Genomic DNA, 14,232 nt, shown 5'->3' on the forward strand with positions numbered 1-14,232 from the left:
CATTCGAAGATTTTGCGAAGTTGCCGGCGTAGAAAAATGTTGTCCATTCCAGCTATTTTGCAGCCAATCATGTCGACCGCCGTAAAGAACTACTGTTCCATTAAGCGCCTGATAGACCCAATGGGGTGGTTCAAGGCTTAGCGCTAATGGCTTCCACGTTGTATCGGATCGAAATGGTCAACATGACCCGCAAGCGTCGATTCACGTCCGGTCTCTCTCAGTTTCCACATGGCGCCGTGTAGGCGGAGCAATTTGATTTTTTCTGGATTTCCAATCGTCGCGGCCAAGTTCCTGCGACAGAATCTGCTGACGGCGATCAAGGTTGGGAAGCTCTTGAAAAAGAAACGACATCGGCGACGCTACGTTTTCGCGCCATGTAAGCCAGAGGCTGTCTCAGTGAGTCACAAGTCTACGCCCACCAGCATCCAGTTCCCAACACTTGGTGCCTTCGAACACGGCGGCGGTCAGGGCGTGGCCATAGCCTGCTCCTGTATCCAGATTGATACGGTTTCCATGATGTTCAGGTGCGGCCACGTGGCTGTGGCCGTGGACAACTAACCATGGATATGGGTCTTTATGGTTCAGGAATTCGTCACGAATCCATACAAGATCGTCATGGTCTTGCTGATCCAGTTTCACCCCGGGTCGAATACCTGCGTGCACGAACAGCAATGCGCCGTCCAGATGGAACGTCTTTAGCCCGTTCAGAAAATCGATATGAGCCTGAGGGAAGGCCTTCTTGGCCTTGGCGTGAACTTGATAGATTCTGTCCACATTGGTGGCTTCAACCCCATAGGACTGCAGCGTTTCGATACCGCCGATCCGAGGATGAAGCCAGTGATACCCGACTAGCAGGCGTGCATCATTGCGCGGATAGTCCTCCAGAAACATTGCGCACATCTGGTCATGATTGCCACGTAGAAAGACCCAGTTCTTACCGTCGGCGTTCCCTCGGACCAGCAGATCCAAAACCCCGCAACTTTGCGCACCCCGGTCCGTATAATCACCAAGAAACACGATCTTGGCGTCTGGTCCTCCATCCCGTTCGATCCGGTCCAGTGCGTCTTCAAGCATCCCCAGTTGGCCATGGATATCGCCAATTGCATAAACCGGATCTGACATGAGTGTTCCTTGTCGTCGTCGTCAGGCGGTAGCTGATTTGGGATCAGTCCACCCAGTCAATGCTGAAGTCTTCGCGAAAAGCAAACCGTACCAGATGCGCTTCGATGACTTCCTGCCAGCGGCCCAGATCTCCGCGAGGGCCGGTGTCGGCCGTCAGCGAAAGGCTGGTTTCACCTGCGACCAAGGTCAGCCGGTTTCCACCCGGAAATTCCACGCGACCCTGGTTGTCGTCAAAAGCCACCTGGGCCTTGTGGGACCAGTGCTTGCACAATTGCTGCAAGTACTTGCTGGCCGCTTCCGTTTGGGCAACACCCGAGACGCTTTGGTCAGGTAGCAACGCCAAGGCCTCATCGGCGGCCCGGCGCACCGCCTGCGCGAACAAAGTAACGTCGATGTTTGTGGCAAGAAAGGTTGCGCCCAGATCCAGACATTTACGCTGCATGGCCGGATCGAGTGTTAGTATCCCGGCAGATTTGCCTGCTGCGACAACCCGAGTAATCGCGTCCAAAACGGCCTCTACCACTTCTGTATGACCAGCATCACCGATATGGCCCATGTCAGCGGCCAGATCGGAGGGACCGAGAAAGACCCCATCAACATCAGAGGCAAGAATATCGTCTAGTGCCTCTAACCCGGCGCGGTTTTCAACCTGAACGAGCAGGCAGATCTGTTCATCCGCTGTTTTCAGATAGTCCGGGATCGCCGCAAAGCGCGAGGCCCTGGCCAACGCTGAACCCACGCCCCGAACTCCGTGGGGCGGGTATCGCACAGCCCGCACCAAATCCCGCGCCTGATCTCCGCTTTCGACCATCGGCACCAGAATATTCTGAACGCCGGCATCGAGGTATTGCTTGATCATCCAGGTTTCGCCGATCGGCAAACGTGCGACAGGTTGGCTGCCGCTTCCTTCGATGACCCGCACCTGTTCCAGGATAGAGCGAAGATCGTTTGGGGCGTGTTCCCCGTCAACAAGCAACCAGTCGAACTGGGAGGTGGCTGCGATTTCGGCGGCATAGGTGTCTGCCATTCCAATCCAGCAGCCGACCTGTGGCCGACCAGCCTGCAGCGCGGCCTTGAAAGCGTTTAGTGGCGCAGGCATCCTGGCCTCCTTTAGGCAAAGTTGATATCGACCGAGCCAAACAGCCCGAAATCAGCATGGATTTCGTTGCTCGGCGGGCATTCGACGGGTCGAATAAAGCTGCCAGACAAGATCACCTGGCCCGGTTCTATGCTTTGGTCGTACTGCGCCATGCGGCGGGCCAGCCAGACGACGCTTTCGACCGGGTCGTTCAGAACACCCGCGCCCAGACCGGTTTCCTCGATCTCACCATTGCGGAAAGTCAGTGCCCCGACCCAACGCAAATCAAATGCATCTATCGCGTGACGCTCAGGGCCCAACACGATGCCCGCATTGGCGGCGTTGTCGCTGATTGTGTCATAGACGGTACGCATTTGTCCGGTCGCTGGGTCGACACGCTGAATACGCGTGTCGAGGATTTCAATCGAAGGTGCGACGTAATCCGTGGCGGCAATGATGTCGTCACGGGTGACGTTCTCTCCGCCTACCGCAGATTTCATAACAAAAGCAATCTCAGCCTCGATCCGGGGCTGGATAAACCGGCCCGCAGGAACGGTTCCGCCGTGATCGAACTTCATATCATCGAACAAAATTCCGCTGTCGGGAATATCGATATTCAGCGCATATTGCATCGCTTTCGAGGTCAACCCGATTTTCCAGCCGATCACCTTGCGCCCTTCGGCCAATTTTTGTCGATAAATGGCGTTCTGCACCTCATAGGCGTCGCTCATTCCCATTTCGGGATGGCGCAGTGTCAAAAGGCCAATTTGTTCGTGCGAGCATTCAGCCTGCAATAAGTCGGCTGCGGCACGGGCATGATCTTCGGGGGTCATACCTATTCGTCCTCGACTGTGTTGCGCAGCGTTCCAATGCCCTCGACTGAGATTTCCACTACGTCACCCGGTGCCAGGTATTTCGGTGGATCAAACCGCGCGCCCGCACCCGTCGGGGTGCCGGTGACGATGATGTCACCGGGCAAAAGCGTCATGAAGGTCGAAATATATTCGATCTCGCGCCTTATCGGGAACATCATGCGATTCAGCGTATCGTCCTGGCGCAACTCACCATTCACATGGGTTTGAATACGGGCATCGTCCAACTGGGCCGCGTTGGTGAATGGCACCAGCCACGGGCCGATAGCACCGGAATTGTCCCAGTTCTTTCCTTGTGTGACGTTGAACTTGGCATGGCGGACCCAGTCGCGGATTGTGCCTTCGTTACACAAGGTCAGGGCCGCGATGTGGTCATAGGCATCTTCCTGCGAAATTCGCCGACCGGATTTACCAATCACGATAACGACCTCGCCCTCGTAATCCAGCGTGTGGTTCTCCGGAGGACGGATCAACGGGCGGTCGTGCCCGGTGAAACCGCTGGCAAAGCGCGGAAACAACGACATGTATTTCGGCTGTTCGCTGCCGTCTTTGTATTCCGCGTTGCGGTCGGGAAAGTTCACTCCGACGCAGAGGATGCGCCGGACATCCGGCAATACCATTTCGTAAGTGAATTCCTTGTGGGTCACTTCGCGGCCTGCCGCGGCCTCGGTCAACTTTTCAAACGCGCCCGCGGCGATCACCTCGTATAGGCTGGCCTGATCGGGAAAGGCGTCGTTCAGCGCAATTGCACCGTCATTGGTGATCGCGCCGAAAAAAGTTGCTCCGTTTGCGGTGAAAGTTGCAAAACGCATCAGGCCTCCTCGGCGGCGTCAATGCCACCCATGCACAAGTATTTGAGTTCCATGAAGTCATCCAGCCCATGGCGCGACCCCTCGCGCCCCAGACCTGACATCTTAACGCCGCCAAAGGGCGCTTCGGCAGTTGAGATCAGGCCGGTGTTGATGCCAACCATGCCATATTCCAATGCTTCTGACACGCGCCAGACACGGGCCATGTCGCGGGAATAGAAATACGAAGCGAGGCCGAATTCGGTATCATTGGCGGCCGCGATAACTTCGCTTTCCCTGTCGAATTTGAACAAAGGCGCGACTGGGCCGAAGGTTTCCTCGGTCGCCACGGCCATGCCTGCGGTCACGCCAGTCAGGATGGTTGGCTCGAAGAATGTGCCGCCAAGGGCGTGCGGTTTGCCGCCCAGTGTAACTGTTGCACCTTTGGCGGTTGCGTCTTTGATATGCTCAGACACTTTCGCGACTGCGGCTTGATCGATTAGTGGGCCAAAGACGGTGCCTTCGTCAAAGCCGTTTCCTGTCGGTAGGTTTGCGACCTTGGCGGCCAGTTTTTCGGCGAATGCGTCGTAGACCCCAACCTGCACATAGATACGGTTGGCACAGACGCAGGTCTGGCCGTTGTTCCGGAATTTGGCGATTATTGCCCCTTCGACAGCGGCGTCCAGATCGGCGTCGTCAAATACGATGAACGGCGCGTTGCCGCCCAATTCCAAACCCAGTTTCTTGATCGTCGGTGCGCATTGCGCATAAAGCATCGCGCCGATTTCGGTGGACCCGGTAAAGGTCAGTTTCTGCACGATTTTGCTCGAGGTCATCTCACCTCCGATGGCGCGCGCTGATCCAGTGATGACCGAGAACAATCCCGCAGGCAACCCCGCCCGTTCGGCCAGAACCGCCAGCGCGATAGCCGAGAACGGCGTCTGGCTTGCAGGCTTGAGCACCATGGAACAGCCTGCCGCCAGTGCTGGTCCTGCCTTTCGCGTGATCATAGCATTGGGAAAATTCCACGGCGTGATCGCCGCGACAACCCCGATTGGTTGCTTGACGGTGATGATCCGTTTGTCCGGCGCGTGGCCGGGGGTGACGTCGCCATAGGCACGACGGGCCTCTTCGGCAAACCATTCGATGAAGCTGGCGCCATAAGCGATTTCACCCTTGGCCTCAGCCAGCGGCTTGCCCTGCTCGGCGGTTAGGATAGCGCCAAGATCGCCCTGGTTCTTGATCATCAGCTCATACCAGCGGCGCAGGATTTGGCTGCGGTCCTTCGCGGTGCGTTTGGCCCACTTCTTTTGAGCAAACCCCGCTTCGGCGATTGCCTCGGCAGTTTCAACAGCCCCAAGATTGGGAACTCGTCCGATTAATTCACCAGTGGCCGGGTTGGTCACATCTAAAGAGGTCGATACCTCAGTAACGCCGACCCATCTGGACCCTACCCGCGCCGCTTCGACAAGCAACGTGGGGTCGTTGAGACGTAAGTCTGTCATTTGCAGGTTTCCTGTGTCTCGGCCTCAGACCGAAAAGCTGATATTTGCCTGACCTGTTCCGGAACTTCCGAAATAGGGGGTGTATATGTCGATCTCGCCTTTGTAACTGCCCCATCCCAACGCACCGAACAGCAGAGCGGTGTCGTTCATTGCACACTCGCCCGTACATTTTTGGGCGTAGTCGGGCAGAAGCTCCAGGAACTCTTCAAAGCGGCCCTGCTCCCACAATTCAAGAACGCGCATATCCATCTGGCGGTTGAACTCGCCATTCACTGCGTTCAGACCTTCGACCGAGCGCTCATTCGGCGTGAAGTCATGACTTAGAGACCCGGAGGCCAGAATCGAAACATTGCGGTTCGAACGCCGGATACCTTCGGCGATGGCTTCGCCCCAAACGCGGTTCTCGGCGATGGACGAGAACTGGTTGACCGCAACCGGCAGCACCCGGGCATTCACACCGTCATTTATGAAATACATCGGCAAAAGGGTACCGTATTCCATTCCCATGTCGGGATGCGAATGACCCAGGGCCCTTTCCCCACGCTCTCTCAGAACGTCGAGGATTGTTTCACCAAGTTCGTGATCACCGCGATAATCGAACTCCATATCCGCCAGCATGTGCGGCAGTTCATGGCTGATAAAGCGGCCCTTGTGGCGCTCCTTTGTGTTCAGGTGAAAGCCCTGATTGGTGATCCAATGAGTATCGAATATGATGAACGTGTCGACTTCGCGATCTATCGCGTCCTGACGTAGATGTGCGTAGCCATCTATCGCAGGTTGCCGAATACCTTTGTATTTCGGCATCGTGTGGGACATCCAGATGCTCGGCACATGTGTGATCTTAGCAGCCTGTACAATCTTTCCCATGACAGTTCCTCCTCATTAAAGGTGGCGTCTGACCGCTTCGAAGGGAGAGCGGACGACCAGACGTCGTTTGGCCCGATCCTCGGAGAGGTCTTGGACCATAGATGCGCGCGCGTATCCTAACTTTTTTCGGGCGGCACCTTGTCCGGACACCGCTCGAAAGGGTTTACTTTCCCAACTGCATGATCTTGTGCTGACCAGTGGCAAAGCCCACGTGTTTCTGCTCCATATAGAACTCAAAGCTCCAATCACCGCCATCGCGGCCGATACCCGACGCCTTAACCCCGCCAAACGGTGTGGGTAGGTGGCGAACATTTTCCGAGTTCACCCAGATCATCCCAGCTTCCAACTTATCGGTAAAGCGCAGGGCGCGTGTAAGGTCGTTGGTCCAGACATAGCCGGTTAACCCATAGGGCGTGTCATTGGCGATATGCAGCGCTTCTTCTTCGGTCGAGAATGGAATGGAAGTTAGCACGGGGCCAAATATTTCCTCTCGTGCGATGCGCATGTCGTTGTTGGCATTGGTAAACAATGTCGGGCGTACGAAATATCCGTCATCACCAACCTTGACGCCACCGGCCGCGACGGTCGCACCATCCTCTTTTGCGATGTCAAAGTATGAGGTCACCTTGTTGTAATGCTCCTCAGTGACCAGCGGGCCGATCTCGATCGCAGGGTCCAGGGGGTGCCCGACCTTGATGTTGTTCACACGCTCGACCAGTTTGGCCTCGAACTCCTCCTTGATAGTGTCCTGCACCAGCAGCCGCGAGGACGAGGTGCAGCGCTCACCGTTGATCGAGTAGATCATGAAAATTACCGCATCCAGAGCCCGGTCCAGATCGGCGTCATCAAACACGATAACGGGGTTCTTGCCGCCCAGTTCCAGGTGCATCCGCTTGAGCGTATCGGCACCCTGCTTTGTGATGATGCTGCCTGTCCTGCTTTCTCCGACAAAAGCGATGGCTTTGATCAAGGGGTGCTCTGTCAGCGCCTTACCGGCATCAGGGCCAAACCCGTTCACAGTATTCAGCACGCCCTTGGGCAAACCCGCCTCTTCGGCAATTTCCACCAACAGGCGGGCAGACAAAGGTGAATCTTCGGCTGGTTTGTGGACCACGGTGCAGCCCGCGGCCAGAGCGGGCGCGATTTTCCAAGTCGACAGCATGAAGGGCGTGTTCCACGGAGTGATCACACCAACTGGGCCAATAGGTACACGAGTGGTGATATTCATCAACGTCGGCGATTTCAGGTGTTGCCCGTCGCGAGCCTGCACGACTTGATCCGCAAAGTAGCGAAAATTCTCTGCACCGCGCAGCGCGGCCTTGGACATGAACCGCAATGTTTGGCCCGTATCCCAACATTCACACAGCGCAATTTCTTCGGCCCGGGCTTCGATGGCGTCGGCAACGTTTAGCAGGATCCGGCGGCGTTCGGTGGCGGGCATGTCGCGCCATTCAGTAAAGGCAGCATGGGCCGCTTTGACCGCCGCGTCGATATCGTCGGACGTACCGTGCGCAACGTCGCAGATTACTGATTTGTCCACCGGAGAGGTGGATTGGAAAACGCCCGCTGCGCCATCCCGGTCTACGCCTGCGATACGGTTCTTGATGCCCGTTTCTTTGAACCGGGCCAGAAAGCCTGCCAGTTTCTCGATATTCGTATCCAGTACGCTCATGCGTCAGGTCTCCTGCTTTGTCGCAGCCAAATGATTCCGGATTGTGCCGGTCTTGGGCGAAAGGTCTGGGTCGATGTCACGCATCTCTAGCGAAAGCGCGATAGAGTGTTTCGAGAAGGCCGGTTCCAGATACGCCTCAACCGCGTCAAAGATACGGTGTGTTACGTCCTTCTTAACGTCGTCAGGACGGCCAGCGCGCAGGCGGATTGAGATGTCCACAAAGCCATGCTTGGGATCTCCATCCGCAATGGCAAAATAGTCAACACGCGTGGCGCGGACGCGAATTCCCGGCATTGGAAAAGCCTCAATCCCCGCAGCGGTGTCTCGTATGCATTCGCACAAGCCACCGATGTCGACCCGATCGTCCAGATTGCCGGAGTATTCGACGTGGAAGTGTGGCATGACCTCTCCTTTACTACTTAACATGTTTAGTAAAATGTATCGCAACCGTCAAGAACTTGCTTTGTTAATCTTTGCAATTCCTGAAATGGCGTTCTAGAAGGCTGGAATGAACCGACAAAGCCATACCACGAGAACCTCTCGCGCTCTTCCGATTGCCCTGCTGCGCGCACGCGAAACCGTTATGGCCCCAATTCGGGATATGCTACAGGGGATACAGCTGACCGAGCAAAAGTGGCGTATCCTTCGTGTTCTGGACGAAATGGGCGAAGTGGAACAAAGCGCTATTGCAAATGAGGCCTGCCTTTTGCTGCCCAGCCTGACGCGAATTCTACGCACGATGGAGAGTGATGGGCAGATATCCCGCCGTCAGGGCAGCACGGATAAGCGTCGCACCATGGTGAAGATCACCGATGAGGGGCGTCAAATTCTTGAAGAGAACCTTGCGACCTCGCTGGCGATTCACAATACAATCGAGGCACAAATGGGACAGGAAAAAATCGACAACCTGCTGGATCTACTTGAGGAATTGCAGGCCGTAAAGGTTTGACCCCGACCTTGAAGGCCGGGGCCAGCGTGATCACTACAGACTCGCTAGTCCTGTATCCAGGGCTGACAGGATCTTGGCTACGTCATCAGGCGTGATGACCAGCGGCGGAGACAATATGATGTTGTTTCCAGATACACGGACCATCACGCTATCTTCATAAGTCGCTTTTTGAACCTGCAGCGGAAGATGTTTGGCAATTGGTGCCTTGGTCGCACGGTCCGAAACCAGCTCGAGCGCACACATCAGGCCTTCACCCCCTCGCACGTCACCGACTACGTCGTATTTGTCGGCCAGTTTTTTCAACCCGGCAAACAACTCATCCCCCCGTGCAGCTGCGTTTTCCCATACCCGCAGGCGGTTGATCTCGGCCAGCGTGGCCAAGGCTGCGGCCGCGCCAACCGGGTGCCCGGAATAGGTGTAGCCCTGATCGACAGAAGCTCTGCCGGTAGTGTCGCTTTCGAAAACCTCCGCAACTGCGCCAGAGATCATTGCCGCGCCGAATGGGAAATAGCCATTTGTGATGGCCTTGGCCGTTGTCATGATATCGGGCTGCACCCCCCAATGTCGCGCGCCACTTTCGCTGCCTGTACGCCCAAAGGCAGTAATGATCTCGTCCGAAATCAGCAGAATTCCGTTCTTCGAGCAGACTTCACGCACCATGGGCATAAAGCTTTTGTGCGGCGGGATCACTCCACCTGCGCCCAAGATTGGCTCCATGATGAATGCGGCGACGGTGTTTGCACCCTGGAATGCAATTTCGGCCTCCAGCGCTTTTACGCAAAGCTGCGCGAGACGCTCAGGGTCCGCCTCATCGAACGGATTGCGATAGGTCCAGGGTGCGGGCACGTGGAAACAGCCCGGCATCATCGGCTCATAAGCCGCGCGGAACTTTTGATTGCCATTGACCGAGGCAGCCGCGAAGTGGGTGCCGTGATAACCCTGTTTCAGGCTGATGAATTTGGTGCGGCCAGCCTCGCCGCGTAATTTGTGATACTGGCGCGCCAGTTTCAGCGCGATCTCAACCGAATCCGATCCACCCGAAGTAAAGAATGCACGGGTCAATCCGTCAGGCGCAAAGAACTGAGCCAGCTCATAGGACAGTTCGATCGCCTTGTCGTTGCTGGTGCCGCGAAAGGTTGAATAATAGGGCAGCGCGTTCAGCTGATCGGTGATGGCCTGCTTCACAGGATCACAGGAGTAGCCTAGATTGACGTTCCACAAGCCACCTACTGCATCCAGCGCCTTGTGGCCATCTACATCAATGATACTGACCCCTTCACCGCCGGTCAGAATGGTCGGCGGGTTTTTCTGGCTGTCCGCCGGGTGCGCCATTGGTTGCCAGAAATGTCGGGCGTTGTTTTCCTTCAGAAAGTTGGAGTCTTTCATGTAGCGTGTCTCCGGAGATTAAGTCCGCCCGTCAATCATGGGTGGAATTCGGTTGGAAAAGTTTCGGGCATCTGGCCGCCAAAGTTTGCGGTCAGTTCTTTCGAAAGGGTGTGGAGTGAGGCCAAAATCAGCGGCTGTCGCGCGCTGGTTGCACGAATTTCGGGAACGGCAATCGCAATAGTTCCAATCGCGATCTGATCAATGCCGAAGATAGGCGCCGCATATCCGAAAACGCCATCTTCAAAGCTGCCGTTGCTGTTGGTCCAGCCCGCCCGGCCGATTTGTGTAACGCGGTCACGAATAATTTTTGGGTCCGTCATTGTTGCCTCGGTAAATCGGGTGAGTGTGTCGGATTCCAAGCGTTCCAGAAGGAATGCGGGACCGAAGCTCAGCATACATAATCCCGAAGCAGTCGCGTTGACCGGAATAATTTCGCTAGGGTCGAGACTTACGCGAACGCTGTGCTGCGTGGTTTCAACCACCAGCGCGGTTTGCAGAGTGTCTTTTTCAAGCAGAGTAAGGTGCAGGCTCTCGCCAACCTCATGCATCGCTGCCTGCATTTTCTGGCGTGCACCATCAAGGCCCGGTTTGGCAATTTCGCGCAGGGCGGCCAACCGTAGAGCAGCTGGTCCGATGGCATATGATTTCGTCTGCGGATTCTGCTCGATCAGGCCGAACTCTTCCAGTGCTCGTAAGTGGCGGAGGGCGGTCGCCTTGTTCAAACCAGCCAGGCGCGCAATGTGACTCAGCCCGATTTCCGGCTGAGAGCTTGAAAAGTACTCTAGCATTTTCAAGGCATTAAGTGCGGTGCCCATGTGTTTTGCCTCCTCCCGGTCAGGTTATACTTGACAGAATAAACTTAACAACGCAACATTATTATTGTTAACGAGGTTCATTTAATGAACCACTAACGGGAGGTGTCAATGAAGAAATTTCTAGCAACCGCCGCATTTGTAGCGTCAGCAACCGCTGCACTGGCAGAGTATCCAGAGAAACCGGTAACCTTCGTGGTTCCATGGCCTCCGGGCGATCTTGAGGACGTGCTGACGCGAATGATCGCGGACGAATTTCAGGCCATGTACGACGTCCCGGCTGCGGTCGTGAACAAGCCCGGCGGCGGCGGCGGTCCGTTCCCAGGTGCGGTCGAAGTCGCCACCGCCCCGGCGGATGGTTACACCATCGGCTCTTTCGTCATTGGCGTTCCCGTCATTGGACCGGAAATCGGTATCCCTGAACTGAACCCGAACCCGTTTGATCCGATCGGTATTTTTCTGACTTACCCATTCGTAATCGCATCCAGCAAGGATGCACCGTTCTCGAACTGGGAAGAACTGGCGGAACACGGCAAGGATAACGATTTGGCGCTTGGTCACTTCGGCTCGGTCTTGCCGCCCACGCAGGTCACCTTTGCTGCTGCTGTAAGCAGTGGATTTGATTTTGCAAGTGAAGCAGCCTTTGACGCGTTGGATTGCAACACGCTGGCATCGGGTGACGTGGACGTCATCAACACCACGTTGCAGCTTGTACTACCTTGCCTGGATGACGTGAACATTCTGGCGAGCATTGGTGGCGAGCGGATTTCGCTGATCCCCGATACGCCGACGATCGTCGAGCTTAACCCGGATCTGCCGCTGGCATTGTGGAACGGCCTGTTCGTTCACAAGGATACTCCACCCGAGGCACGCGAAAAAATCACCGCAGCAGCACAAAAGGCGGTGCAGTCGGACAAGGCCAAGCAGCTTGCCGAGGAAACCGGTGCTTTGATCTACTGGCAGGACCCAGACGCATCCAATGCTCAGATTGAACAAGACAAATCCTCTTTCGCTAAGATTGAAGAAATTCTGGGCGAGTAAGATCCAGATCGGGCGTGGGGCACTGCCTCACGCCTCTTTCAGGTTGGGAGGAAACGATGATTGCAAAGACTTTACAGGACATGTTCAAAAGATATCGCCGACCCGGCGATGTCGTTTTCGCCGTACTGTTTCTGGCATTCGCGGTGTTTCTGTTATCCCAGCTGGGTGATCAGACCAAAGTCGTCAAACGAACCAAATGGTTCGCGCAGCCGGGCCTTTGGCCCACAATTGCAATCTGGTGCATGGTGGTGTTCGGGTTTCTTCATTGGCTTAGCTCGGCCTTGTCAGACCGGATCAGCGGCCGCTGGACCGAGGTCGGGTTCTGGGTTCGGTCGTTCGAATATGTTGCCTATTTCCTGATCTATGTGCTGGTGGTTCCGCAGCTAGGATATCTGCCCTCAACCATGTTGTTCGCAGTCTTCCTGACCCTTCGTGTGGGATTTCGCGGTGTAAATGCTGTCGGCATAGCTGCGTTGTTCGGCTTTGTGGTCACCATCGTTTTCCGTGGCTTTCTTCAGGTCAAAATCCCCGCCGGAGCGGTCTATGAATACCTTCCGGATTCCGTGCGCGCCTTTGCGCTGACCTATCTGTAAGGGGCCACTATGGAAACGCTTCTTTCCGGTATTTCAATCCTGCTACAATGGCAGGTCATCGTCGCCCTGCTGATCGGTTCGATCGGCGGCGTCATCATCGGTGCATTGCCCGGCGTGGGTGCGGCGGTGGCCATCGCAATCCTATTGCCTGCCACCTTTGCGTTCGAGCCCATCGTAGGACTAACCCTGTTATTGGGTATCTACGGCTCGTCCATGTATGGCGGAGCCATTCCCGCGATTCTGATCAACACCCCCGGCACAGCGGTGAACGCGCTGACCACTTATGACGGATATCCCATGACCAAACGGGGGCAGGGCCACCGTGCGCTGTCTCTGGCGTATTCGGCCTCGTTTTTCGGGGGCGTGTTTGCGATCATCTGTCTGATGGTGTTGTCACCGGTTCTGGCCCTTGTCGCCCCACATTTCGGCAGCCGCGAGATTTTCCTGGCCGCGCTATTGGGCATCATTCTGGTTGTGCTGGCCCACCGGGGGCAGATTTTTGCCGCTGGTATGCTGGCGGCCTTCGGTATTTTCCTGAATTCGGTGGGGCTGGAGCCCGTGAAATACACCCGCCGGTTCACCTTTGATCAAAGTTGGTTGGCTTCGGGCATTGATCTCATTGTGGTCGTGCTGGGTCTGTTTGCGATTAGCCAGGCATTTCTGCTGCTATTGGAAAAGAATCACGCGCCAGGCGACACCCATGTAAGTGGCAATATCTTTGCCGGCCTCAAAGAACTTCTGGGCGTGAAGCGCGTTGCCACCGTGTCCTCAAGTATCGGTGTTGTTATGGGCATGGTGCCGGGCACGGGCGAGTTTACATCGCAATTTCTGTCCTACACCTATGCTCAAAAGACATCGAAAAACCCGGAAAAGTTCGGTGATGGTTCACCCGAGGGTCTTGTGGCGTCCGAGGCTGCGAACAACGCTGTTCCTGGCGCTGCTATGATTCCGCTACTGGCTCTGGGTATTCCGGGTGAGGCGCTGACGGCGATGATGCTGTCGGTGTTTTATGTCCACAACGTGATCCCCGGACCGCAGCTGTTCGAAAACCAGATGGATTTCGTATTGGCCCTGTATATGGCGCTGATCCTGCTTAACGTGATCGTTCTTGTGTTCTTGTTATTTTCGACGAACCTGCTGCTGAAGATTATCCAAATCCCGACCCGGTTCCTTGGTGTCATGATCCTGATTTTGGCATTCGTGGGGGTCTATAGCCTACGCAACTCGATCACAGATTGTGCCATTGCTGCCGGGTTCGGGGTTTTTGGGCTGATCCTAAAACGGCTGGACCTGCCGATTGTTCCAATCATTTTGGGCATGGTTCTTGGCGGGATTATGGAAACCAAGTTGCGCAGCGCAATGGCACGAGTCAAGACGCCACTCGACTTCATCGACCGGCCCATCGCGGCCATTCTGTTTGGCCTGATCGTTCTGATCCTGATCCTGCACTGCCGAACGCTGTATTTCGAATTCAAAAACAAGCTGCGACCGGAACCTACGATGCAACCCGTGGATTCCGATAGTCCGAACCAGCAAGGATAAACGAC

14 protein-coding genes are annotated in these 14,232 nt (G+C 55.8%); 4 read left to right on the forward strand and 10 right to left on the reverse strand.

Features of this window, described 5'->3' with window-relative positions; all coding sequences use genetic code 11:
• Positions 1-393: 393 nt before the first annotated feature.
• The 8 genes from DS906_RS00450 to DS906_RS00485 form a co-directional block, all read right to left on the reverse strand.
• Complete coding sequence (locus tag DS906_RS00450) at positions 394-1,122, reverse strand: metallophosphoesterase family protein (protein WP_113788308.1); 729 nt, start codon at positions 1,120-1,122, stop codon at positions 394-396.
• Between the two features lie 43 nt (positions 1,123-1,165).
• A complete protein-coding gene (locus tag DS906_RS00455; RefSeq protein WP_113788309.1) occupies positions 1,166-2,221 on the reverse strand; it encodes an aldolase/citrate lyase family protein in 1,056 nt (351 codons plus the stop codon).
• 11 nt (positions 2,222-2,232) lie between these two features.
• Positions 2,233-3,033, reverse strand: coding sequence for a 2-oxo-hept-4-ene-1,7-dioate hydratase (gene hpaH, locus DS906_RS00460; protein ID WP_113788310.1), 801 nt, complete (start codon positions 3,031-3,033; stop codon positions 2,233-2,235).
• Positions 3,034-3,035: 2 nt separating this feature from the next.
• The gene (locus DS906_RS00465; protein WP_113788311.1) at positions 3,036-3,884 is read right to left on the reverse strand and encodes a fumarylacetoacetate hydrolase family protein; all 849 of its coding nucleotides are present in this window, start codon (positions 3,882-3,884) and stop codon (positions 3,036-3,038) included.
• Positions 3,884-5,365, reverse strand: coding sequence for an NAD-dependent succinate-semialdehyde dehydrogenase (locus tag DS906_RS00470; protein WP_113788312.1), 1,482 nt, complete (start codon positions 5,363-5,365; stop codon positions 3,884-3,886). Before DS906_RS00470 ends, DS906_RS00465 begins: the two co-directional genes overlap by 1 nt.
• Before the next feature lie 24 nt (positions 5,366-5,389).
• Complete coding sequence (hpaD, locus tag DS906_RS00475; protein ID WP_113788313.1) at positions 5,390-6,232, reverse strand: 3,4-dihydroxyphenylacetate 2,3-dioxygenase; 843 nt, start codon at positions 6,230-6,232, stop codon at positions 5,390-5,392.
• Positions 6,233-6,395: 163 nt separating this feature from the next.
• Positions 6,396-7,904 carry a 5-carboxymethyl-2-hydroxymuconate semialdehyde dehydrogenase gene (hpaE, locus tag DS906_RS00480; protein WP_113788314.1) on the reverse strand — a complete coding sequence of 503 codons (1,509 nt, stop codon included), beginning with the start codon at positions 7,902-7,904 and terminating at the stop codon, positions 6,396-6,398.
• A gap of 3 nt (positions 7,905-7,907) precedes the next feature.
• On the reverse strand, positions 7,908-8,306 hold the full coding sequence (locus tag DS906_RS00485; protein WP_113788315.1) for a 5-carboxymethyl-2-hydroxymuconate Delta-isomerase: 399 nt from the start codon (positions 8,304-8,306) through the stop codon (positions 7,908-7,910).
• Between the two features lie 106 nt (positions 8,307-8,412).
• Here DS906_RS00485 and hpaR point away from each other — a divergent pair, with 106 nt between their 5' ends.
• Entirely contained in the window at positions 8,413-8,853 is a 441-nt protein-coding gene (hpaR, locus tag DS906_RS00490) for a homoprotocatechuate degradation operon regulator HpaR (RefSeq protein ID WP_113788316.1), read from the forward strand.
• 33 nt (positions 8,854-8,886) lie between these two features.
• Here hpaR and DS906_RS00495 read toward each other — a convergent pair whose 3' ends face one another.
• Complete coding sequence (locus tag DS906_RS00495; protein WP_113788317.1) at positions 8,887-10,239, reverse strand: aminotransferase class III-fold pyridoxal phosphate-dependent enzyme; 1,353 nt, start codon at positions 10,237-10,239, stop codon at positions 8,887-8,889.
• A gap of 35 nt (positions 10,240-10,274) precedes the next feature.
• Complete coding sequence (locus tag DS906_RS00500) at positions 10,275-11,054, reverse strand: IclR family transcriptional regulator (RefSeq protein ID WP_113788318.1); 780 nt, start codon at positions 11,052-11,054, stop codon at positions 10,275-10,277.
• Between the two features lie 108 nt (positions 11,055-11,162).
• On the opposite strand from DS906_RS00500, the gene DS906_RS00505 reads away from it, so the two are divergent.
• From DS906_RS00505 to DS906_RS00515, 3 genes are all read left to right on the forward strand, one after another.
• On the forward strand, positions 11,163-12,092 hold the full coding sequence (locus DS906_RS00505) for a tripartite tricarboxylate transporter substrate binding protein (RefSeq protein WP_058274540.1): 930 nt from the start codon (positions 11,163-11,165) through the stop codon (positions 12,090-12,092).
• An 80-nt stretch (positions 12,093-12,172) separates the two neighbouring features.
• Positions 12,173-12,685 (forward strand): tripartite tricarboxylate transporter TctB family protein, encoded by a 513-nt coding sequence (locus DS906_RS00510; protein ID WP_233494633.1) that lies wholly within the window; start codon positions 12,173-12,175, stop codon positions 12,683-12,685.
• A gap of 9 nt (positions 12,686-12,694) precedes the next feature.
• Positions 12,695-14,227 (forward strand): tripartite tricarboxylate transporter permease, encoded by a 1,533-nt coding sequence (locus DS906_RS00515; protein WP_113788320.1) that lies wholly within the window; start codon positions 12,695-12,697, stop codon positions 14,225-14,227.
• The last annotated feature ends 5 nt before the right edge of the window (positions 14,228-14,232 follow it).

The organism is Ruegeria sp. A3M17 (assembly GCF_003318255.1).
GTDB lineage: Bacteria > Pseudomonadota > Alphaproteobacteria > Rhodobacterales > Rhodobacteraceae > Ruegeria.

What these genes read in the sequence shown, in the direction of transcription:
- hpaR (WP_113788316.1), top strand. Translation starts at nt 8,413, where the DNA reads ATGAACCGACAAAGCCATACCACGAGAACCTCTCGCGCTCTTCCGATT.
- DS906_RS00515 (WP_113788320.1), top strand. Translation starts at nt 12,695, where the DNA reads ATGGAAACGCTTCTTTCCGGTATTTCAATCCTGCTACAATGGCAGGTC.
- hpaE (WP_113788314.1), bottom strand. Translation starts at nt 7,904, where the DNA reads ATGAGCGTACTGGATACGAATATCGAGAAACTGGCAGGCTTTCTGGCC.
- DS906_RS00450 (WP_113788308.1), bottom strand. Translation starts at nt 1,122, where the DNA reads ATGTCAGATCCGGTTTATGCAATTGGCGATATCCATGGCCAACTGGGG.
- DS906_RS00510 (WP_233494633.1), top strand. Translation starts at nt 12,173, where the DNA reads ATGTTCAAAAGATATCGCCGACCCGGCGATGTCGTTTTCGCCGTACTG.
- DS906_RS00485 (WP_113788315.1), bottom strand. Translation starts at nt 8,306, where the DNA reads ATGCCACACTTCCACGTCGAATACTCCGGCAATCTGGACGATCGGGTC.
- DS906_RS00465 (WP_113788311.1), bottom strand. Translation starts at nt 3,884, where the DNA reads ATGCGTTTTGCAACTTTCACCGCAAACGGAGCAACTTTTTTCGGCGCG.
- DS906_RS00505 (WP_058274540.1), top strand. Translation starts at nt 11,163, where the DNA reads ATGAAGAAATTTCTAGCAACCGCCGCATTTGTAGCGTCAGCAACCGCT.
- DS906_RS00470 (WP_113788312.1), bottom strand. Translation starts at nt 5,365, where the DNA reads ATGACAGACTTACGTCTCAACGACCCCACGTTGCTTGTCGAAGCGGCG.
- DS906_RS00455 (WP_113788309.1), bottom strand. Translation starts at nt 2,221, where the DNA reads ATGCCTGCGCCACTAAACGCTTTCAAGGCCGCGCTGCAGGCTGGTCGG.
- DS906_RS00495 (WP_113788317.1), bottom strand. Translation starts at nt 10,239, where the DNA reads ATGAAAGACTCCAACTTTCTGAAGGAAAACAACGCCCGACATTTCTGG.
- hpaH (WP_113788310.1), bottom strand. Translation starts at nt 3,033, where the DNA reads ATGACCCCCGAAGATCATGCCCGTGCCGCAGCCGACTTATTGCAGGCT.
- hpaD (WP_113788313.1), bottom strand. Translation starts at nt 6,232, where the DNA reads ATGGGAAAGATTGTACAGGCTGCTAAGATCACACATGTGCCGAGCATC.
- DS906_RS00500 (WP_113788318.1), bottom strand. Translation starts at nt 11,054, where the DNA reads ATGGGCACCGCACTTAATGCCTTGAAAATGCTAGAGTACTTTTCAAGC.